Raw genomic sequence first — 18,210 nt, 5'->3', positions numbered from 1 at the left:
AAAGGCACTGATGTGATCGCCAACCTGGCACAGCTGGCGGCCGAGGAGACGAAGCAGAACCCGCTCGTCCCCGCCGGTCCCGAGCTGCTCGTCGGCACCATCGCCTTCGCCATCGTGTTCTTCTTCTTCTGGAAGAAGCTGCTTCCGAACATCAACAAGGTTCTGGAGGAGCGCCGAGCGGCGATCGAAGGCGGTATCGAAGAGGCCGACGCCATGAAGGTCGAGGCCCAGAGCGTGCTTGAGCAGTACAAGGCTCAGCTCGCCGAGGCCCGGCACGAGGCCGCGCGCCTGCGCCAGGAGGCGCAGGAGCAGGGTGCCGCGCTCATCGCCGAGATGCGGGCCGAGGGCCAGCGGCAGCGCGAGGAGATCGTCACCGCGGGCCACACCCAGATCGAGGCCGACCGCAAGGCCGCCGCCCAGACCCTGCGTCAGGACGTCGGCAAGCTCGCCACCGAACTGGCCGGCAAGCTCGTCGGCGAGTCCCTTGAGGACCACGCCCGTCAGAGCCGTGTGATCGACCGCTTCCTCGACGAGCTCGAGGAGAAGGCCGAGGCGACTCGATGAACGGAGCGAGCCGCGAGGCCCTGGCTGCCGCCCGTGAGCGTCTCGACACGCTGACGGACTCCACGTCGGTGGACGCTGCTCAGCTCGCCGACGAGCTGGCGGCGGTCACCGCGCTGCTCGACCGCGAGGCCGGCCTGCGCCGGGTCCTCACCGACCCGGCGCAGCAGGCGGAGGCCAAGGCGGAGCTGGTCCAGCGCCTGATCGGCGGCCAGGTCAGCGGTCCCACCGCCGACCTGGTGTCCGGGATGGCCCGCGCCCGCTGGTCGCAGTCCCGCGACCTGGTCGACGCGCTGGAGGAGCTGGCGAACATCGCCGACCTCACCGCCGCCGACAAGCGGGCCAACCTGGACGAGGTCGAGGACGAGCTGTTCCGGTTCGGCCGGATCGTCTCCTCCAGCACCGAGCTGCGCGCCGCGCTGACCGACCGCGCCGCCGGCGCCGAGGCCAAGACCGAGCTGCTGCACCGGCTGCTGGGCGGACGGGCCAAGCCCGCCACCGAGCGTCTGGTCGCGCGCCTCGTGACCGCGCCGCGTGGACGTAGCCTGGAAGCGGGACTGGAGTCCCTGTCCAAGCTGGCCGCCGACCGCCGGGACCGCATGGTCGCCGTCGTCACCTCGGCGGTGCCGCTGAGCGATGGCCAGAAGCAGCGCCTCGGCGCCGCCCTCGCCAAGCTCTACGGCCGCCGGATGCACCTCAACCTGGACGTGGACCCCGAGGTCGTCGGCGGTATCCGCGTACAGGTCGGTGACGAGGTCATCAACGGCTCCCTCGCGGACCGGCTGGAGGACGCCGCCCGCCGCATGGCGAGCTGACGCTCGGTATTCGAGAACAGCAGTAGTACTCAGAACGGCCCTGGTTGGGCCGTGCAGAAGAATCCTGGGGGTCGCCCCCAGACCCCCAAAGTGAAACTTCGGGCCCAACAAGGAGAGCAGGGAACCCAGATGGCGGAGCTCACGATCCGGCCGGAGGAGATCCGGGACGCGCTGGAGAACTTTGTCCAGTCGTACAAGCCGGACGCGGCCTCGCGCGAGGAGGTCGGTACGGTCACCCTTGCCGGCGACGGCATCGCGAAGATCGAGGGTCTTCCCTCGGCCATGGCCAACGAACTGCTGAAGTTCGAGGACGGCACCCTCGGCCTCGCGCTCAACCTGGAAGAGCGCGAGATCGGTGCCATCGTCCTCGGTGAGTTCAGCGGCATCGAGGAGGGTCAGCCGGTCACGCGCACCGGTGAGGTCCTCTCCGTCGCGGTGGGCGAGGGCTACCTCGGCCGTGTCGTCGACCCGCTCGGCAACCCGATCGACGGCCTCGGCGAGATCGAGACGTCCGGCCGCCGCGCCCTTGAGCTGCAGGCCCCCACGGTCATGCAGCGCAAGTCGGTGCACGAGCCGATGGAGACGGGCTACAAGGCCGTCGACGCGATGACCCCGATCGGCCGCGGCCAGCGTCAGCTGATCATCGGTGACCGCCAGACCGGCAAGACCGCCCTGGCCGTCGACACGATCATCAACCAGCGTGACAACTGGCGCACCGGCGACCCGAAGAAGCAGGTCCGCTGCATCTACGTCGCCATCGGCCAGAAGGGCTCCACCATCGCCGGCGTGCGCCGCGCGCTGGAGGAGAACGGCGCCCTGGAGTACACGACCATCGTCGCCGCCCCGGCGTCCGACCCGGCCGGCTTCAAGTACCTCGCGCCGTACACCGGTTCGGCCATCGGCCAGCAGTGGATGTACGAGGGCAAGCACGTCCTCATCATCTTCGACGACCTCTCGAAGCAGGCCGACGCCTACCGCGCCGTGTCCCTGCTGCTGCGCCGCCCGCCGGGCCGCGAGGCCTACCCGGGTGACGTCTTCTACCTGCACTCCCGCCTGCTGGAGCGCTGCGCCAAGCTCTCCGACGACATGGGCGCCGGTTCGATGACCGGTCTGCCGATCGTCGAGACCAAGGCCAACGACGTCTCGGCGTTCATCCCGACCAACGTCATCTCCATCACCGACGGCCAGTGCTTCCTGGAGTCGGACCTGTTCAACGCCGGTCAGCGTCCCGCGCTGAACGTCGGTATCTCCGTCTCCCGAGTCGGTGGTTCCGCGCAGCACAAGGCGATGCGCCAGGTCTCCGGCCGTCTGCGTGTGGACCTCGCCCAGTTCCGTGAGCTGGAGGCGTTCGCCGCCTTCGGTTCCGACCTGGACGCGGCCTCCAAGGCCCAGCTGGAGCGCGGTTCGCGCATGGTCGAGCTGCTGAAGCAGGACCAGTACCAGCCGATGGCCACCGAGGACCAGGTCGTCTCCGTCTGGGCCGGCACCAACGGCCGTATGGACGACGTCCCGGTCGCCGACATCCGCCGCTTCGAGAAGGAACTGATCGACTTCCTGCACCGGAAGCACCAGGGCCTGATGACCTCCATCAAGGAGGGCGCCAAGATGTCGAACGACACGATCCAGGCGGTCGACGACGCCGTGGCCGAGTTCAAGAAGCAGTTCGAGACCTCGGACGGCAAGCTGCTCGGCGAGGACACTCCGGCCGCTGCCGCCAAGTGACGTAAGGAAGGGACCTGACTCATGGGAGCCCAGCTCCGGGTCTACAAGCGTCGCATCCGATCCGTCACCGCGACCAAGAAGATCACCAAGGCGATGGAGATGATCGCCGCCTCGCGCGTCGTCAAGGCGCAGCGCAAGGTGGCGGCCTCCACGCCGTACGCGCAGGAACTGACCCGCGCGGTCACGGCGGTCGGCACGGGTTCGAACACCAAGCACCCGCTCACCACGGAGACGGAGAACCCGACCCGTGCCGCGGTCCTGCTCCTCACGAGCGACCGCGGTCTGGCCGGCGCCTTCAACTCCAACGCCATCAAGACGGCGGAGCAGCTCACCGAGCGCCTGGAGCGCGACGGCAAGCAGGTCGACACGTACATCGTCGGCCGGCGCGGTGTCGCCCACTACAACTTCCGTGAGCGCACCATCGCGGAGTCGTTCACGGGCTTCACGGACGAGCCGTCGTACGCGGACGCCAAGAAGGTCGCGGCGCCCCTGATCGAGGCCATCGAGAAGGAGACGGCCGAGGGCGGCGTGGACGAACTCCACATCGTCTTCACCGAGTTCGTCTCGATGATGACGCAGACGGCGCTGGACGCCCGGCTCCTTCCGCTGCGTCTCGAAGAGGTCGCGCAGGAGGCGCCGAAGGGCGAGATCCTGCCGCTGTACGACTTCGAGCCCTCGGCGGAGGACGTCCTCGACGCCCTGCTGCCGCGCTATGTGGAGAGCCGCATCTACAACGCGCTGCTCCAGTCGGCCGCTTCGAAGCACGCCGCCACGCGGCGCGCGATGAAGTCGGCCACCGACAACGCGGGCGAGCTGATCAACACGCTCTCCCGTCTTGCCAACGCGGCCCGCCAGGCCGAAATCACCCAGGAAATCAGCGAGATCGTCGGTGGCGCGAGCGCCCTGGCCGACGCGACCGCGGGGAGTGACCGATAAATGACCACCACTGTTGAGACCGCGACGGCTACGGGCCGCGTCGCCCGGGTCATCGGCCCGGTCGTCGACGTGGAGTTCCCCGTCGACGCGATGCCGGACATCTACAACGCCCTCCACGTCGAGGTCGCCGACCCGGCGAACGCGGGCGAGAAGAAGACGCTGACCCTGGAGGTCGCCCAGCACCTGGGTGACGGCCTGGTCCGCACCATCTCCATGCAGCCCACCGACGGTCTGGTCCGCCAGGCCCCGGTGACGGACACTGGCAACGCCATCACGGTGCCCGTCGGTGACTTCACCAAGGGCAAGGTGTTCAACACCCTCGGTGAGGTGCTGAACGTCGACGAGCAGTACGACGGCGAGCGCTGGGGCATCCACCGCAAGGCCCCGAACTTCGACGAGCTCGAGTCGAAGACCGAGATGTTCGAGACCGGCGTCAAGGTCATCGACCTGCTCACCCCGTACGTCAAGGGCGGCAAGATCGGCCTGTTCGGCGGCGCCGGCGTCGGCAAGACGGTGCTCATCCAGGAGATGATCTACCGTGTCGCCAACAACCACGACGGTGTCTCCGTGTTCGCCGGTGTCGGCGAGCGCACCCGTGAGGGCAACGACCTGATCGAGGAGATGTCCGACTCGGGCGTCATCGACAAGACCGCGCTGGTCTTCGGTCAGATGGACGAGCCCCCGGGCACCCGTCTGCGCGTCGCGCTGGCCGGCCTCACCATGGCCGAGTACTTCCGTGACGTCCAGAAGCAGGACGTGCTGTTCTTCATCGACAACATCTTCCGCTTCACGCAGGCCGGTTCCGAGGTCTCCACCCTGCTCGGCCGTATGCCCTCCGCGGTGGGCTACCAGCCGAACCTGGCCGACGAGATGGGTCTCCTCCAGGAGCGCATCACCTCGACCCGTGGTCACTCGATCACCTCGATGCAGGCGATCTACGTCCCCGCGGACGACCTGACCGACCCGGCCCCGGCCACCACCTTCGCCCACCTCGACGCGACGACGGTGCTCTCCCGTCCGATCTCCGAGAAGGGCATCTACCCGGCCGTGGACCCGCTGGACTCGACGTCCCGCATCCTCGACCCGCGGTACATCGCGGCGGACCACTACAACGCCGCGATGCGCGTGAAGAACATCCTGCAGAAGTACAAGGACCTCCAGGACATCATCGCGATCCTCGGTATCGACGAGCTCGGCGAGGAGGACAAGCTCGTCGTCCACCGTGCCCGTCGCGTGGAGCGCTTCCTGTCCCAGAACACCCACGTCGCCAAGCAGTTCACCGGCGTGGACGGTTCGGACGTCCCGCTGGACGAGACGATCGCGGCGTTCAACGCGATCTGCGACGGCGAGTACGACCACTTCCCGGAGCAGGCGTTCTTCATGTGCGGTGGCCTGGAGGACCTCAAGGCCAACGCCAAGGAGCTGGGCGTCTCCTGAACTCCCTGAGTTCGTGTGAACTCCTTGAGTTCGTGTGAGGGGGCGGGCGCGTCCCGCCCCCTCATCCACGCCCACTAGACTTGTAACCAACACCCGGCACAACCGCCGGGTGGTGACCCGAGGAGCCACCTTGGCTGCTGAGCTGCACGTCGCGTTGGTCGCGGCCGACCGAGAGGTCTGGTCCGGCGAGGCCACCCTGGTCGTCGCGCGCACCACGTCCGGCGACATCGGCGTCATGCCCGGTCACCAGCCGCTGCTCGGTGTGCTGGAGTCGGGCCCGGTGACCATCCGTACGAGTGATGGCGGAACGGTCGTCGCCGCGGTGCACGGCGGTTTCGTCTCGTTCGCGGACAACAAGCTGTCGTTGCTGGCCGAGATCGCCGAGCTGTCGGACGAGATCGATGTCCAGCGCACGGAGCGGGAGCTGGAGCGTGCGAAGGCGGAGGGCGACGCCGCCGCCGAGCGCCGCGCGGATGTCCGCCTTCGTGCGGCGGCGGCGAGCTGAGCCCACAGCACGGCTGCCGTATGACGTCACTCAGCCGCGGCCGGCCCGGAGCAATCCGGTGCCGGTCGCGGCTGAGGCAGATGTGGGTGTTTTTTAAGTTTCATTACTCAGTAACAGAAGCAGTTCCGCTACCTGGGAGACGAGGAGGTCGGTGCCGATGATCCTCGCTCTGACTGTGTGCGGGGTCGTGGTCGCGCTCGTGGTGGCGGGACTGTTCCTGTTCGGACTGCGCCGCAGACTGATCCAGCGCTCCGGCGGCACCTTCGACTGTTCCCTGCGCTGGGACGTGGCCGAGCCCCCGGACGCCAGCGGCAAGGGCTGGAGCTACGGCGTCGCCCGCTACAACGGCGACCGCATCGAGTGGTACCGCGTCTTCTCCTACGGCTTCCGCCCGCGCCGCACGCTGGAGCGCGCCGCCATCGAGGTGGCCGGGCGCCGGCTGCCCGAGGGCGAGGAGGAGCTGGCGCTGCTCTCCGACGCGGTGGTCCTCGCCTGTACGCATCGGGGCACCCGCCTCGAACTCGCCATGAGCGAAGACGCGCTGACCGGATTTCTCGCGTGGCTGGAGGCAGCCCCGCCCGGACAGCGAGTGAATGTGGCGTAGCCACATTCACTCTCCCCCAGACGAAGCCGGGGGGAGCGAATGTGGCTCTGATGGGCTGCCCGACTACAGGTTGCTGCTGATCGCGTTCACCAGCTCGCCGTCGCTGGTGTCACCGCTGAACTCCCAGAAGAAGGCGCCGCCGAGCCCCTGGGACTTGGCCCAGCTCATCTTCCCGGCGATGGTGGACGGGGTGTCGTACGACCACCAGTTGCTGCCGCAGTGCGCGTACGCCGTGCCCGCGATGGTGCCGGTGACCGGGCAGGACGTCTTGAGCACCTTGTAGTCCTCGATGCCCTGCTCGTAGGTGCCGGCCGCCGGGCCCGTGGCCGTGCCGCCCGGGGCGTCCTGGGTGACGCCGGTCCAGCCGCGGCCGTACAGCCCGATGCCGATGAGCAGCTTGCCCGACGGCACCCCGACGGACTTGTACTTGGCGATCGCGTCGGCGGTGGTGAAGCCCGCCTTCGGGATGCCGGAGTACGAGGTGAGCGGGGAGTGCGGGGCGGTCGGGCCCTGGGCGTCCCAGGCGCCGAAGAAGTCGTACGTCATCACGTTGTACCAGTTGACGTACTGCGCGGCCCCGGCGTAGTCGGCGGCCTCGATCTTGCCGCCGGCCGAGCCGTCGGCGGTGACCGCGGCCGTGACGAGCTTGCCGCTGCCGAACTTGGCGCGCAGCGCGGACAGCACGTTCTTGAAGGCCGCGGCCCCGCTGGTGTCGCAGGACAGGCCGCAGGCGTTCGGGTACTCCCAGTCGATGTCGATGCCGTCGAAGACGTCGGCCCAGCGCGGGTCGTTGACCAGGTTGTAGCAGGAGTCCGCGAACGCGGTGGGGTTGGCCGCGGCCTGCGCGAAGCCGCCGGACCAGGTCCAGCCGCCGAAGGACCACAGGATCTTGAGGTTCGGGTACTTGGCCTTCAGCTCGCGCAGCTGGTTGAAGTTGCCGGCCAGTGGCTGGTCCCAGGTGTCCGCGGTACCGCTGACCGACTGGTCGGCGGTGAACGTCTTCTGGTAGTCGGCGTAGGCGTCACCGATCGCGCACTGGCCGTTCGTCACGTTGCCGAAGGCGTAGTTGATGTGCGTGATCTTCGCGGCCGAGCCGGACGTCACCAGGTTCTTGACGTTGTAGTTGCGGCCGTAGATGCCCCACTCGGTGAAGTAGCCCAGCTTGACCTTGTCGCCGGTGGCCGGGGGAGTGGAGCCACCGCCGGTGGTGTGGACGGCGACGGCGCCGCTGACCGGGCCGCTCTGGTCGGCGGTGTCGCGGGCCTGCACGGTGTAGGAGTAGTCGGTGCCGGCGGTCAGACCGGTGTCCGTGTACGAGGTCGTCGTCACGGTGGAGACGACCTTGCCGTCCCGCAGGACGTCGTAGTTCTTGACGCCCTTGTCGTCGGTGGCCGCGCCCCAGCTGAGCTTCACCGAGGTGTCGGTGACGCCGGAGGCGGTCGGGGTGCCGGGTGCGGAGGGCGGGTTGTCGCCGGGGACGGTCGTACCGCCGTCGCAACTGCCGCCGTTGAGCGTGCAGTTGCTCGGCGATCCCGGGCCCGAGCCGTTGAAGCCGAAGGAGACGGAGGCGCCGGGGGCGAGGGTGCCGTTGTAGGACTTGTTCTTGGCGGTCCAGTGGTTGTCGGAGTTGGTGACGTCCGCGTCCCAGGCCGAGGTGACGGACGTGCCGGAAGGGAAGTCCCACGCGACGGTCCACGAACTGATGCTGCTGGAGCCGGTGTTCTTGATGGTCCACTGGCCGCCGAAGCCGGTTCCCCAGTCGGTGGTCTTGGTGAAGCTCGCCGTGGCCTCGGCCGTCGCGGCATGGGCCGGGTCGGCGAGTCCGACGAGGCCGGCCAGGGGGAGCAACAGGGTCGCGAAGCCTGCCGCGGCTCTGTGTCTGAAGCGCATGGTGCGCCTCCTCCGTATCGGGGAATGTATGGGGGTGTCGTGGGCATGACTGAGCCTTCACGCCCATGGTGCTGCGAGAGTAGAAAGGTCTGGACCACGGGTCAATAGGTCTGGACCAATTCACAGGACCCGGTCCTGACAGCCGCTAGATCCCCAACTCCTGTGCCAGTACGGCCGCTTGGACCCGGCTGCGCAGCCCGAGCTTGCCCAGCAGCCGGCTGACGTGGGTCTTCACCGTGCCCTCGGCCATCCCCAGCCGCTCGGCGATCTGGGCGTTGGACAGGCCCTCGCCGATGCGCGACAGCACCTCGCGCTCGCGCCGGGTCAGCGCCTCCAGCACGGCCGGGTCGGACGTCGCCGCGTGCGCCGGTACGGCGGCGAACTCGGCGATCAGCCGACGGGTGACCGCCGGGGCCACGATCCCCTCGCCGCGCGCCACCGTCCGCACCGCCTCCAGCAGGTCCCGTGCCTCGGTGTGCTTCAACAGGAACCCGGACGCCCCCGCCCTGAGCGCCCCGAAGACGTACTCGTCCAGGTCGAACGTGGTCAGCACGAGCACGTCCGCGAGGCCCTCCGCGACGATGGCCCGGGTCGCCGACACCCCGTCCAGGCGCGGCATCTGCACATCCATCAGGACCAGGTCCGGCCGCAGTTCCCGGGCCAGCTCCACCGCCTGCTCGCCGTCCGCCGCCTCACCGGCCACCTCGATGTCGGGCGCGCTGCGCAGGATCAGCGCGAGCCCGGCGCGCACGGCGGACTGGTCCTCGGCGACGAGGACCCGGATGGCGGAGGCGGTCATGCGGGTCTCCTTCGGCGCACGGCAGCGCGGCGCGCACGTCCCAGGCGGGGAGGGGGTCGGTGGTCGGCGGCGCGGGTGTGCGGGGTGCGGGTCATGCGGGGTTTTCCCGGTCGAGGGGGAGGGTGGCGCGTACGGTCCAGCGGTCGATGCCGGGGCCTGTTCCGGGCCCGGCCTCGAAGGTGCCGCCGAGCAGTGCCGCCCGCTCCCGCATCCCGGTGAGCCCGGAGCCCGAGCCGGGCGCGCGCGGGGTGTCACCATGCCGGTAGGCGCTGGTCACGTGGACGTGCAACATGCTCTCCTCCTGCCGCAGCGAGACCTCGACGGGCCCCTCGGCCGCGTGCTTGAGCGCGTTGGTCAACGACTCCTGCACGATCCGGTACGCGGCCAGCTCCACCGGCGCCGGAACCCGGCCGTGACCGTCCGCGAGGCGGACGTCCAGCCCGTTGGCGCGGGCGCCCTTGACCAGCGTGGCCAGGCCGTCGAGCGTCGGGGTGGCCGCGGGCTCCAGGTCGCCGCTGCTGTCCCGCAGGATACCGATCAGCCGGCGCATCTCGGCCAGCCCCTCCACGCTGTTCTCCCGGATCACCGTGAGGGCGTCCCGGGAGGTCCGCGCGTCGTCGAGCGACAGTGCGGCCGTGGAGTGGATGGCGATCGCGGACAGGTGGTTGGCGACCATGTCGTGCAACTCCCGTGCCATCCGCGACCGTTCGGCCGTGACCGCCTGGCTGCGGTCCATCTCGGCGAGCAGCGCGGTCTGTTCGGCGCGCAGCCGGGCCGCCTCGGCGGCGTCGCGGTGGTTGCGCACCACCCAGCCGGTCGCCGCCGGCGCGAACGCGACCACACCGATCCCCACACCGATCAGCAGCGCCTGCGGATCGCGCCAGACCGCCGCGGGCACGACACCGCCGAGCACCGTCAGCATCCCGGTGATCCAGGGGACGCGGCGGGCCGAGGCGGGGTCGCCGTACAGGACCGACGCGTAGATCAGGTCGGTGTACATGACGACGGTGACGACGTTGCCCAGCGTCACCGTGTCCAGGGTCAGCGCGAGCGTGCCGACGAACACGCCGAGCCGGGGCCGGGAGCGGCGCAGCGGCTCGCACACGGCCGTCACCGCCAGCGGCACCAGCGGGGCCCAGGCCGCGTGCCACAGCACCAGCGGGTCCGAGGCGGTGCGCGGATGGATCCCGAGCGTCCACAGCACCACCCCGCCGAGCAGTCCGCCCAGCGCGATGCGCAGGTCGTCGGGGTGGGGGTGGGCGAGCGCTCGTGCCATGGGTCCATCCAACACGCTCGGCCCGGCCCCCGCCTGGTCCTTGGGAAGGGTCCCGAACTGCAACTTTCGTTTACGGCGAGGTCGCCCCCGCAGACGACGAAAGCGGACAGAACGGCGGCGAGGCTGGGAGGACGACGGGAAGGAGCGAGCCGTGGTCGTCGGATTGGTCATCGCCTGCGAGGTGGCGTTCTGGGTACTGCTGGCGGCCGGACTGGCCGTCCGCTACCTGCTGAAATGGCGCCGCACCAGCGTGGCGCTGCTGCTGTGCGAGCCGCTGCTGGAGGTGGTGCTGTTCCTCGCGACGGCCGTCGACCTGCGCGGCGGCGCCCGGCCGAGCTGGGAGCACGGCCTGGCCGCGCTCTACATCGGCTTCACCGTCGCCTACGGCCACTCCACGATCACCTGGCTGGACGGCCACGCCGCCCATCGTCTCGCGGGCGCCCCCCGGCCCCCGAGGCCGCCCAGGTACGGCCTCGCCCGCGCCCGGTACGAAGGCCGGCTCTGGCTGCGCACGCTGCTCGCGGCGGCCGTCTCCCTCGCCCTGCTCCAGTGCGCGATCTGGTACGTCGGCGACGGCACCGCCACCGGCTCGCTGCGCTCCTGGCAGTGGACCGCGCTGCGGGTCCTCGCGATCCACGGGGTCATCGCCCTGACCTATCTGCTGTGGCCGAAGAAGGCACCGGCCGGCACTGCCGCGCGCGAGGCGGAGGGCCGTACGCTGACCGGACGATGAGGAGGGCGTATGGGTGACGGGGCGGGGTCCGGCGCGGTGCTGGTCGTCGACGACGACGCGGCGATCCGGCGCTCGCTGGAGCGCGGGCTCAGACTCGGCGGCTTCGCGGTGCGGACCGCCGCCGACGGCCCCGGGGCGCTGGCCGCGATCGAGGACGCCCCGCCGGACGTGCTCGTCCTCGACGTGTCGATGCCCGGCATGAGCGGCATCGAGGTGTGCACCCGGCTGCGCGACGCGGGCCGGGACCTGCCCGTGCTCATGCTCTCCGCGCTGGACGAGACCGCCGACCGGATCGCCGGGCTCCAGGCGGGCGGCGACGACTACCTCGTCAAACCCTTCGCCCTGCAGGAGCTGGTGCTGCGGCTGCGCGCCCTGCTGCGCCGTCGCCCGCCGGCCGGCACCGGCCGCACGGCGCCGCTGCGCACGGCCGGCCTGGTGATCGACCCGGACGCCCGCACCGCCGAGCGCGACGGCATCCCGCTGGAGCTGACCCGGCGCGAGTTCGAGCTGCTGGAGGTGCTCGCCCGCAACGCCGGACTGGTCCTCACCCGCGACCAGCTCCTGGAACGGGTGTGGGGCTACGACTTCGACGTACGCACCGACACCGTCGACACCTTCGTCAGCTATCTGCGGCGCAAACTGGAGACCCGGGGCCGCCCCCGGCTCATCCACACCGTCCGCGGCGTCGGCTTCGTCCTCAGGGAGCCCAGGGAGCCCGGAAAACCGCAGGAGCCCCGGCAGCCTGGGGACGCACCATGAGGCTCTCCACCCGCATCGGCCTCGCCGTCGGCTGCACCGTCCCGCTGCTCGTGCTGGCCGGCGGCTGGCTGCTGCTGCACCTGGTCTCCGGCGATCTGCGCCGGGCCGAGGACCAGCACCTGCGCAAGCGTGCGGCGGCCCTCGCCCCGGACGCCCGATCCCTGCTGCGGGCCGCGGCGAACGACCGCCCCAAGGCCGCCGACACACGGCAGCGGCAGCTGTTCGACGCGGCCCTCGACGTCGGCGTACGCGTCGTCGGTCAGGACTCGGCCTTCAGCGGCGGCCCCCAGCCCGACCCCGCGGTGGCGCTGCCCGACCGCACGTCCGGCTTCGCCGTCGTCCACGCCGGCGGCCGCACCTGGCGGGCCCTGGCCCGGCCGCTGCGCGCCGGGACGGCCTCCGGCACGCTGTGGCTCTTCTCGCCCGACACCGCGCAGCGCGTGCAGATCCCGCTCGTCCGCCGCCGGGTGGTCGGCACAGCGATCCTCGCCGCACCGCTGTCCGGGCTGCTCGCCTGGGGCCTGGCCACCGGGACGAGCGCCCCGCTGCGCCGGCTCACCCGCCGCACCGCGGGCCTCGACCCGCGCACCAGCGGCGCCCGGCTGGGCCAGTGGCGGACCGGCGTGGTCGAGGTCGACGAACTGGCGGCCACCGTGCGCACCGTCCTGGCCCGCTACGACGAACAGGCCGCGCGCACCGCCGAGGCCCTGGACACCGCCCGCTCCTTCTCGTCGGCGGCCGCGCACGAACTGCGCACCCCGCTGATGAGCATGGGCACCAACCTCGACATCCTCGCCGGCCACCCCGACCTGCCGGAGCCGGACCGCACCGAGGTCATGGACGATCTGCGACGCGAACACGCCCGGCTGCTCGGCCTGTTGGTGATGCTCCGGGAGCTGGGGCGCGGCGACCTGGTGGAGGCGGAGGCGTTCCGGTCCGTCGACCTGTCCGAGGTGGCCGACGCGGCCGTGGCCGAGGCCCGCCGCCGCGCGCCCGACGCCGCGATCACCCTGGACGCGCCGCCCGGGCTCACCGTGCACGGCTGGGAGCCGGGGCTGCGGCTGCTCCTGGACAACCTGCTGGCCAACGCCCTGGCCCACGGCCGGGACCGGGCGGGCCGGGCCCGGGTGCGGGTGGCCGTGGACCGGGGCGGTGCCGGCGAGGTGCTGATCACCGTGGACGATCAGGGTCCGGGCGTGCCGGCCGAGGCCCGGTCCCGGGTCTTCGAGCGGTTCCAGCGCGGCCGGGACAGCACCGGCTCCGGACTCGGCCTCACGCTCGTCGCGCAGCAGGCGGCGCTGCACCGGGGGAGCGTGGCGGTGACGGACGGCCCGGACGGCGTGGGTGCCCGCTTCGCGGTACGGCTGCCCGTGGACGGCGGCGAACCGCCGGGCATGTCCGACCGGCGGGACTGGCTGATCGGAACAGCCGGAGCAAACCGGTCACAGAGTTTCCCCAAAGACACTGCCTAGCCTCCGTCCGCGACGGACGGCCGCCGAGGCCGCCCGGTAAGTGAACGGAGAGGCAGATGTACGTACGACGACACACGCGCACGCTGCTCGCGGGGCTCGCCGTGACGGCCGTCCTGGCGGGCGGCACGGCGGGCACGGCTGCCGCCGCCGGCAGCACCCCCGCACCGGGTCCCACCGGCGACGGGGCGAAGTCGCTGTGCAAGCGGCTGCCGAAGATCGACCGGCGGATCGCACGGGCCCTGAAGCGGCTCGAAGCCGGGGCGGGCACGCGCGGCTCGGTGGCCCGGCTGGAGAAGCGGGTGGACAACGCGAAGAAGGCGGGCCACACGGCGATCGCCACCTATCTTCAGGACAGGCTGAATTTCCGCACGTCGCTGGTGACGACCCTGGAGCAGCGGCAGAAGGACCTGGCCGCCGTCTCCACCTGGTGCAAGGACAACGGCGAGGGCAAGGCGGCGAGCTGATGCGGGCCCGCTCTGCCGTGCTGCCGGCGGTGGCGCTGCTCGTGGCGCTCACCGCGGGCTGCGCGCACCACGACGGCGCGTCCCCCAAGGCTCCGGCCTCCTCCGGCGCGCCCTCGGGATACGCGCAGATGCAGCAGAAGGTGAACGCGGCCGAGTCCGCCGCGGCCGCGGCCGACCAGGACGCGACGAGCACGGCGGACCGGTGACCCGGCGGGGAGCGGGGGTGTTGCTCAGCGCTCCCCGCCCGGCACCCACAGCACGTCGCCCGTCTCCCCGTTGGCGCACCTCGCCAGGATGAACAACAGGTCGGACAGGCGGTTGAGGTAGGTGGCGGTGAGCGGGTTCATCGTCTCGCCGTGCACCTCCAGGGCCGCCCAGGTGGAGCGCTCGGCGCGGCGGACGACCGTGCAGGCCTGGTGGAGCAGGGCCGCGCCCGCGGTGCCGCCGGGAAGGATGAAGGACCGCAGCTTCTCCAGGCGTTCGTTGAAGCGGTCGCAGTCCGCCTCCAGCCGGTCGACGTAGAACTGCTCGACCCGCAGCGGCGGGAACTCAGGGTTCTCCACGACGGGCGCCGACAGGTCCGCACCCACGTCGAACAGGTCGTTCTGGACGCGGGTGAGGACCTGCGCGACCTCCGCCTCCAGGCCGCCCAGCGCGAGCGCGGTGCCGATGACGGCGTTGGCCTCGTTGGCGTCGGCGTAGGCGGAGATCCTGAGGTCGGTCTTGGGCACCCGGCTCATGTCACCGAGGGCGGTGGTGCCCTTGTCGCCGGTCCGGGTGTAGATGCGCGTCAGATTGACCATAAGGCCAGCCTAGTTACGCCCCGGCCGTTCGGAACACTCGTGTGCCCACCGTCACCGCGAGCACCGCGAAGCCGACGGCGACGAGGCTGCCGTAGAGCATGTGCGCGGTGGCGTACTGCCCGATGTACGCGTCGCGCACCGCGTCCACGAGATAGCGGAACGGCACGAAGTGCGAGAGCACGTCCAGCCAGGTGGGCGCGAGGGTCATCGGGAGCATCAGGCCGGACAGCAGCATCGACGGCATCGACACCGCGTTGATCAGCGGGCCGAACTCCTGCGGGGTGCGCACCACCATGCCGAGCGCGTACGACAGCGAGGCCAGCGAGAGGGTGAGCAGGGCGACGAACGCGAAGCCGATCAGGATGCCGGTGAGCGGCGCCCGCAGGCCCATCGCCAGCGCGGCCAGCACCAGCAGCACCGCCTGGAAGACGAACACCGTGGCGTCGCGCAGCACCCGGCCGAGGAGCAGGGCGAGCCGGCTGACGGGGGTCACACGCATCCGCTCCAGCACCCCCTGCCCCTTCTCGATGATGACCGTGAACCCCGCGAACAGGGCGCCGAACAGGCCGAGTTGGAGCAGCAGGCCGGGCACCAGCACCTGCCAGGAGCTGCCGCCGCCGCCCAGCGGGAGACGGGTGAGTAGCGGTCCGAAGAAGAGCAGATAGAGCAGCGGGGTGAGCACGCCGAAGAGCAGCGCGAAGCGGGAGCGCAGGGACTGGCGCAGATAACGGCCGTAGATGAGGGCCGTGTCGTGGAGCAGCATCTTCTTCCCTTTTCTTCTTCCTTTTCGCCGGATCGCTAGACGGATACGGGGGTGGTGCCGGCCGGGGCGGCGCCGCGGCCGGTGATGGCGAGGAAGGTGTCCTGGAGGGTGGCGTCGAGCGAGCCGCCGTGCCGGAGCTTGAGCGCGCCCGGCGTGCCCTCGGCGGCGACCGTGCCCCGGTCGACGATCACCAGGCGGTCGGCGAGGGCGTCGGCCTCGTCCAGGTAGTGGGTGGTCAGGAACACGGTCGTGCCGTGCCGGTCGCGCAGCCGGCGGACCAGGTCCCACAGGTCGGCGCGGCTGGCGGGGTCGAGTCCGGTCGTCGGCTCGTCCAGGAAGAGCACCTTCGGGTGGTGCGTGAGCGCCATCGCGATGTCGAGGCGGCGGCGCTGCCCGCCGGAGAGGGCGGCCGTCTTCCGGTCGAGGAGGTCGCCGAGGTCCAGGTCGCGGGCGAGTTCCTCGGCCCGCCCGGTCGCCTCGGACTTGGACAGCCGGTACATCCGGCCCTGGGTGACCAGTTCCTCCCGCACGGTGATCTGCGGATCGACCCCGCCGGACTGGGCGACGTACCCGGACACCCGGCGCACCCCGGCCGGGTCGCTCGCGAGGTCGTGCCCGGCGACGGTGGCCGCGCCGCCCGTCGGTTTCAGCAGGGTGGTGAGCATCCGCAGGGTGGTCGTCTTGCCTGCGCCGTTGGGTCCGAGGAAGCCGAGGATCTCGCCCTCGTGGACGGTGAGGTCGATGCCCCGGACGGCCTCGACGGGGCCGGTCCTGCTCTGGAAGGTGCGGGCGAGGCCCGCCGCGCTGATGACTGCTGCCATGCCGACCAGAAAAACAGAGTTCCTGAAATTTTGCAACGTCCCCAAAATTTCCCCCTCTCCAACTTTTCAGTTGGTCCAGCGAAGCTAGGATGCGGACATGGCAGAGGGGCTCAGGGAGCGGAAGAAGCGGCAGACCAGGCAGTACATCTCGGATGTCGCCACGGGTCTGTTCCTGGAGCGCGGCTTCGAGGCCGTGACCGTCGCGGAGATCGCGGAGGCCGCCAACGTCTCCGTCAACACGGTCTACAACTACTTCCCGGCGAAGGAAGACCTCTTCTTCGACCGCTCGGCCGGCATGGTCGACCGGCTCGCCCGCTGGATCCGCAGCCGGGACGCGGGGGAGTCCGCCGCGGGCGCCGTCCTGCGCGAGCTGCGCGGCGAGGTCCAGGCCGTCTCACCCCGGGTCGGCCTGATGACGGGCTACGACCGCTTCATGCGGGTCATCCACGAGGCGCCGGCGCTGCGCTCCCGGCTGTGGACCCTCCAGCAGGAGGTGCACGACAACGTGACCGCCGCCCTGCGCGAGGAGACCGGCGCCGCCGACGGCGACCCGCTGCCGGACCTGATGGCCGGCCAGATCTGCTGGATCCACCAGACGGTCTTCGTCACCATCGGCCGCGAGATGATGGCCGGCCGCGAACCGGGCGAAGTGTCCCGCGAGGTGCTCGCCCTCATCGACGAGATCGAGGACCTGCTGAGCGAACGGGTCCTCGGGTACGCGGTACGGGGGAGGGCCTAGCGGAACTCCCCGCCCCCGACGGCCGCGACGAACGACGCCCAGGGCCGGGCCGCGAAGAGGAGCACCGGGCCGTCAGGGGCCTTGCTGTCGCGGACGGGAACGGTGGCGGGGAGGCTGTCGGAGACTTCGAGGCACTCGCCGCCGTCGGGGTTGCTGTGGCTGCTCTTGCGCCAGCGGACGGTGGTCAGGAGATCGTCGGAGACTTCGAGGCAGTTGCCGCCGTCGGGGTTGCTGTAGCTGCTCTTCCGCCAGGTCACGCTGCTCAGGTCGACAGCTCGCACGGCACTTCCTCCAACATCCGCAGGATGAATTTCCGCGACTCGGCTGGATTCAGCGCTTGGTCGCGCATGGCATCGTACGCACGTTGCAACTTCTCAACTGCCGCGTGTTCTTCGATCAGTTCACCTCGGTGCGCGTTCTCCGTGTAGGCCACCGTAGTCCCGTTCGTCAGTCGCAGGAACATGACGGCGGTACTCACCAGGCCGTGCAGGCCGGAATGGTCCGGCAACGCCTGAAGGCTGATGTTCGGACGCTCCGACATCTCTAGGAGATACTCCAGTTGCTCCCGCCATGCGCCCGTGTCGCGCAGTGGCGTGCGCAGCACCGTCTCGGCGATGAGCGCGCGGAACGGCGGGGCGTGATCCCCCTCCAGCAACATCCGCCGCCCGGTGCGAGCCGCCACCTGCTGGTCCAACTCCTTGCCCTTGTAGCCGCCAAGGGCAAGCACCTCGCGGGCGTAGGCATCCGTCTGCAACAAACCCGGCAGGATGCTCACCCCGAAGTGCCACAGCCTCACCGCCTCCGCCTCCCGCATCATGTACCGCCGGTACTGCTGCTTGAACTGCGTCGGATCTGCCAGGGCCATCTCCCACATCGCCAGCAACAACCCCGGCGTCCCGTAGAACTGGTCCAGCGCCTCCGCCACCTCCGGGCCGCCCGGAGTCTCCCCGCTCTCCAGTTTCCTGAAGTGCGACGGGTCCCAGCCCACCGCATCCGCCAGTGCCCGCAGGCTCAGGCCCCTGGTCGTGCGCAGGCGGCGGAGTTCTTCCGCGTAGCGCCGCCGGGGCTCCTGGCTGCGTCCGGTGACCACCCTCCGCACGGGCATGGTGCC

General features: G+C 70.7%; 21 protein-coding genes. 13 read left to right on the top strand and 8 right to left on the bottom strand.

The features are described from left to right. Window positions 1-12: 12 nt before the first annotated feature. The 7 genes from ACZ4MF_RS35795 to ACZ4MF_RS35765 all read left to right on the top strand — a co-directional run bounded on the left by ACZ4MF_RS35795 (window position 13) and on the right by ACZ4MF_RS35765 (window position 6,580). Complete coding sequence (locus ACZ4MF_RS35795; RefSeq protein WP_356027740.1) at window positions 13-564, top strand: F0F1 ATP synthase subunit B; 552 nt, start codon at window positions 13-15, stop codon at window positions 562-564. Continuing rightward, window positions 561-1,376, top strand: a complete 816-nt coding sequence (locus ACZ4MF_RS35790) for a F0F1 ATP synthase subunit delta (RefSeq protein ID WP_467496753.1) — start codon at window positions 561-563, stop codon at window positions 1,374-1,376. The genes ACZ4MF_RS35795 and ACZ4MF_RS35790 overlap by 4 nt, the downstream gene beginning before the upstream one ends. Before the next feature lie 129 nt (window positions 1,377-1,505). Further along, a complete protein-coding gene (gene atpA, locus ACZ4MF_RS35785) occupies window positions 1,506-3,098 on the top strand; it encodes a F0F1 ATP synthase subunit alpha (protein WP_071385890.1) in 1,593 nt (530 codons plus the stop codon). A 21-nt stretch (window positions 3,099-3,119) separates the two neighbouring features. Continuing rightward, window positions 3,120-4,034, top strand: coding sequence for a F0F1 ATP synthase subunit gamma (locus tag ACZ4MF_RS35780; RefSeq protein WP_356027747.1), 915 nt, complete (start codon window positions 3,120-3,122; stop codon window positions 4,032-4,034). Next, a complete protein-coding gene (atpD, locus tag ACZ4MF_RS35775; RefSeq protein ID WP_467496750.1) occupies window positions 4,035-5,471 on the top strand; it encodes a F0F1 ATP synthase subunit beta in 1,437 nt (478 codons plus the stop codon). It abuts the gene before it with no gap. Between the two features lie 130 nt (window positions 5,472-5,601). Then, a complete protein-coding gene (locus ACZ4MF_RS35770) occupies window positions 5,602-5,976 on the top strand; it encodes a F0F1 ATP synthase subunit epsilon (RefSeq protein WP_356027752.1) in 375 nt (124 codons plus the stop codon). Between the two features lie 157 nt (window positions 5,977-6,133). Continuing rightward, on the top strand, window positions 6,134-6,580 hold the full coding sequence (locus ACZ4MF_RS35765; RefSeq protein ID WP_071385887.1) for a DUF2550 domain-containing protein: 447 nt from the start codon (window positions 6,134-6,136) through the stop codon (window positions 6,578-6,580). Between the two features lie 63 nt (window positions 6,581-6,643). Here the strand turns inward: ACZ4MF_RS35765 and ACZ4MF_RS35760 are convergent, their stop codons facing one another. The 3 genes from ACZ4MF_RS35760 to ACZ4MF_RS35750 all read right to left on the bottom strand — a co-directional run bounded on the left by ACZ4MF_RS35760 (window position 6,644) and on the right by ACZ4MF_RS35750 (window position 10,545). After that, window positions 6,644-8,470: a glycosyl hydrolase family 18 protein gene (locus tag ACZ4MF_RS35760; RefSeq protein WP_467496747.1), complete on the bottom strand. Its 1,827-nt coding sequence runs from the start codon at window positions 8,468-8,470 to the stop codon at window positions 6,644-6,646. 145 nt (window positions 8,471-8,615) lie between these two features. Then, a complete protein-coding gene (locus tag ACZ4MF_RS35755) occupies window positions 8,616-9,269 on the bottom strand; it encodes a response regulator (RefSeq protein ID WP_467496745.1) in 654 nt (217 codons plus the stop codon). Between the two features lie 91 nt (window positions 9,270-9,360). Further along, window positions 9,361-10,545 carry a sensor histidine kinase gene (locus tag ACZ4MF_RS35750; RefSeq protein ID WP_467496744.1) on the bottom strand — a complete coding sequence of 395 codons (1,185 nt, stop codon included), beginning with the start codon at window positions 10,543-10,545 and terminating at the stop codon, window positions 9,361-9,363. A gap of 151 nt (window positions 10,546-10,696) precedes the next feature. Between ACZ4MF_RS35750 and ACZ4MF_RS35745 the strand changes: the two genes are divergently transcribed. Genes ACZ4MF_RS35745 through ACZ4MF_RS35725 form a run of 5 tightly spaced genes read left to right on the top strand, consistent with a single transcriptional unit; the run spans window position 10,697 to window position 14,179 of the window. Further along, window positions 10,697-11,278, top strand: a complete 582-nt coding sequence (locus tag ACZ4MF_RS35745) for a hypothetical protein (RefSeq protein WP_467496743.1) — start codon at window positions 10,697-10,699, stop codon at window positions 11,276-11,278. A gap of 9 nt (window positions 11,279-11,287) precedes the next feature. Then, complete coding sequence (locus ACZ4MF_RS35740; protein WP_467496741.1) at window positions 11,288-12,037, top strand: response regulator transcription factor; 750 nt, start codon at window positions 11,288-11,290, stop codon at window positions 12,035-12,037. Continuing rightward, entirely contained in the window at window positions 12,034-13,509 is a 1,476-nt protein-coding gene (locus tag ACZ4MF_RS35735) for a sensor histidine kinase (RefSeq protein ID WP_467496739.1), read from the top strand. The genes ACZ4MF_RS35740 and ACZ4MF_RS35735 overlap by 4 nt, the downstream gene beginning before the upstream one ends. Window positions 13,510-13,565: 56 nt before the next feature. Continuing rightward, the gene (locus ACZ4MF_RS35730; protein WP_467496737.1) at window positions 13,566-13,973 is read left to right on the top strand and encodes a hypothetical protein; all 408 of its coding nucleotides are present in this window, start codon (window positions 13,566-13,568) and stop codon (window positions 13,971-13,973) included. Then, window positions 13,973-14,179 carry a hypothetical protein gene (locus tag ACZ4MF_RS35725; protein ID WP_467496735.1) on the top strand — a complete coding sequence of 69 codons (207 nt, stop codon included), beginning with the start codon at window positions 13,973-13,975 and terminating at the stop codon, window positions 14,177-14,179. Before ACZ4MF_RS35730 ends, ACZ4MF_RS35725 begins: the two co-directional genes overlap by 1 nt. Window positions 14,180-14,203: 24 nt before the next feature. Here ACZ4MF_RS35725 and ACZ4MF_RS35720 read toward each other — a convergent pair whose 3' ends face one another. Genes ACZ4MF_RS35720 through ACZ4MF_RS35710 form a run of 3 tightly spaced genes read right to left on the bottom strand, consistent with a single transcriptional unit; the run spans window position 14,204 to window position 16,360 of the window. Further along, window positions 14,204-14,776: a cob(I)yrinic acid a,c-diamide adenosyltransferase gene (locus tag ACZ4MF_RS35720; RefSeq protein ID WP_467496733.1), complete on the bottom strand. Its 573-nt coding sequence runs from the start codon at window positions 14,774-14,776 to the stop codon at window positions 14,204-14,206. Between the two features lie 13 nt (window positions 14,777-14,789). Next, a complete protein-coding gene (locus ACZ4MF_RS35715) occupies window positions 14,790-15,539 on the bottom strand; it encodes an ABC transporter permease (protein ID WP_467496731.1) in 750 nt (249 codons plus the stop codon). A gap of 35 nt (window positions 15,540-15,574) precedes the next feature. Then, the gene (locus ACZ4MF_RS35710) at window positions 15,575-16,360 is read right to left on the bottom strand and encodes an ABC transporter ATP-binding protein (protein ID WP_467496729.1); all 786 of its coding nucleotides are present in this window, start codon (window positions 16,358-16,360) and stop codon (window positions 15,575-15,577) included. A gap of 97 nt (window positions 16,361-16,457) precedes the next feature. On the opposite strand from ACZ4MF_RS35710, the gene ACZ4MF_RS35705 reads away from it, so the two are divergent. Further along, window positions 16,458-17,099: a TetR/AcrR family transcriptional regulator gene (locus ACZ4MF_RS35705; RefSeq protein WP_467496727.1), complete on the top strand. Its 642-nt coding sequence runs from the start codon at window positions 16,458-16,460 to the stop codon at window positions 17,097-17,099. Here the strand turns inward: ACZ4MF_RS35705 and ACZ4MF_RS35700 are convergent. Next, the gene (locus tag ACZ4MF_RS35700) at window positions 17,096-17,380 is read right to left on the bottom strand and encodes a DUF397 domain-containing protein (protein WP_467496725.1); all 285 of its coding nucleotides are present in this window, start codon (window positions 17,378-17,380) and stop codon (window positions 17,096-17,098) included. The genes ACZ4MF_RS35705 and ACZ4MF_RS35700 overlap by 4 nt on opposite strands. Next, complete coding sequence (locus ACZ4MF_RS35695; RefSeq protein ID WP_467496723.1) at window positions 17,362-18,204, bottom strand: helix-turn-helix domain-containing protein; 843 nt, start codon at window positions 18,202-18,204, stop codon at window positions 17,362-17,364. The genes ACZ4MF_RS35700 and ACZ4MF_RS35695 overlap by 19 nt, the downstream gene beginning before the upstream one ends. Window positions 18,205-18,210 lie beyond the last annotated feature (6 nt).

It is taken from the genome of Streptomyces sp. NPDC025793, assembly GCF_055558375.1.
The sequence above is the reverse complement of the archived record's forward strand: the minus strand, read 5'-3'. Positions and strand labels throughout refer to the sequence as shown.

What these genes read in the sequence shown, in the direction of transcription:
- ACZ4MF_RS35780 (WP_356027747.1), top strand. Translation starts at nt 3,120, where the DNA reads ATGGGAGCCCAGCTCCGGGTCTACAAGCGTCGCATCCGATCCGTCACC.
- ACZ4MF_RS35755 (WP_467496745.1), bottom strand. Translation starts at nt 9,269, where the DNA reads ATGACCGCCTCCGCCATCCGGGTCCTCGTCGCCGAGGACCAGTCCGCC.
- atpA (WP_071385890.1), top strand. Translation starts at nt 1,506, where the DNA reads ATGGCGGAGCTCACGATCCGGCCGGAGGAGATCCGGGACGCGCTGGAG.
- atpD (WP_467496750.1), top strand. Translation starts at nt 4,035, where the DNA reads ATGACCACCACTGTTGAGACCGCGACGGCTACGGGCCGCGTCGCCCGG.
- ACZ4MF_RS35730 (WP_467496737.1), top strand. Translation starts at nt 13,566, where the DNA reads ATGTACGTACGACGACACACGCGCACGCTGCTCGCGGGGCTCGCCGTG.
- ACZ4MF_RS35710 (WP_467496729.1), bottom strand. Translation starts at nt 16,360, where the DNA reads ATGGCAGCAGTCATCAGCGCGGCGGGCCTCGCCCGCACCTTCCAGAGC.
- ACZ4MF_RS35715 (WP_467496731.1), bottom strand. Translation starts at nt 15,539, where the DNA reads ATGCTGCTCCACGACACGGCCCTCATCTACGGCCGTTATCTGCGCCAG.
- ACZ4MF_RS35765 (WP_071385887.1), top strand. Translation starts at nt 6,134, where the DNA reads ATGATCCTCGCTCTGACTGTGTGCGGGGTCGTGGTCGCGCTCGTGGTG.
- ACZ4MF_RS35735 (WP_467496739.1), top strand. Translation starts at nt 12,034, where the DNA reads ATGAGGCTCTCCACCCGCATCGGCCTCGCCGTCGGCTGCACCGTCCCG.
- ACZ4MF_RS35725 (WP_467496735.1), top strand. Translation starts at nt 13,973, where the DNA reads ATGCGGGCCCGCTCTGCCGTGCTGCCGGCGGTGGCGCTGCTCGTGGCG.
- ACZ4MF_RS35695 (WP_467496723.1), bottom strand. Translation starts at nt 18,204, where the DNA reads ATGCCCGTGCGGAGGGTGGTCACCGGACGCAGCCAGGAGCCCCGGCGG.
- ACZ4MF_RS35750 (WP_467496744.1), bottom strand. Translation starts at nt 10,545, where the DNA reads ATGGCACGAGCGCTCGCCCACCCCCACCCCGACGACCTGCGCATCGCG.
- ACZ4MF_RS35720 (WP_467496733.1), bottom strand. Translation starts at nt 14,776, where the DNA reads ATGGTCAATCTGACGCGCATCTACACCCGGACCGGCGACAAGGGCACC.
- ACZ4MF_RS35705 (WP_467496727.1), top strand. Translation starts at nt 16,458, where the DNA reads ATGGCAGAGGGGCTCAGGGAGCGGAAGAAGCGGCAGACCAGGCAGTAC.
- ACZ4MF_RS35740 (WP_467496741.1), top strand. Translation starts at nt 11,288, where the DNA reads ATGGGTGACGGGGCGGGGTCCGGCGCGGTGCTGGTCGTCGACGACGAC.
- ACZ4MF_RS35760 (WP_467496747.1), bottom strand. Translation starts at nt 8,470, where the DNA reads ATGCGCTTCAGACACAGAGCCGCGGCAGGCTTCGCGACCCTGTTGCTC.
- ACZ4MF_RS35790 (WP_467496753.1), top strand. Translation starts at nt 561, where the DNA reads ATGAACGGAGCGAGCCGCGAGGCCCTGGCTGCCGCCCGTGAGCGTCTC.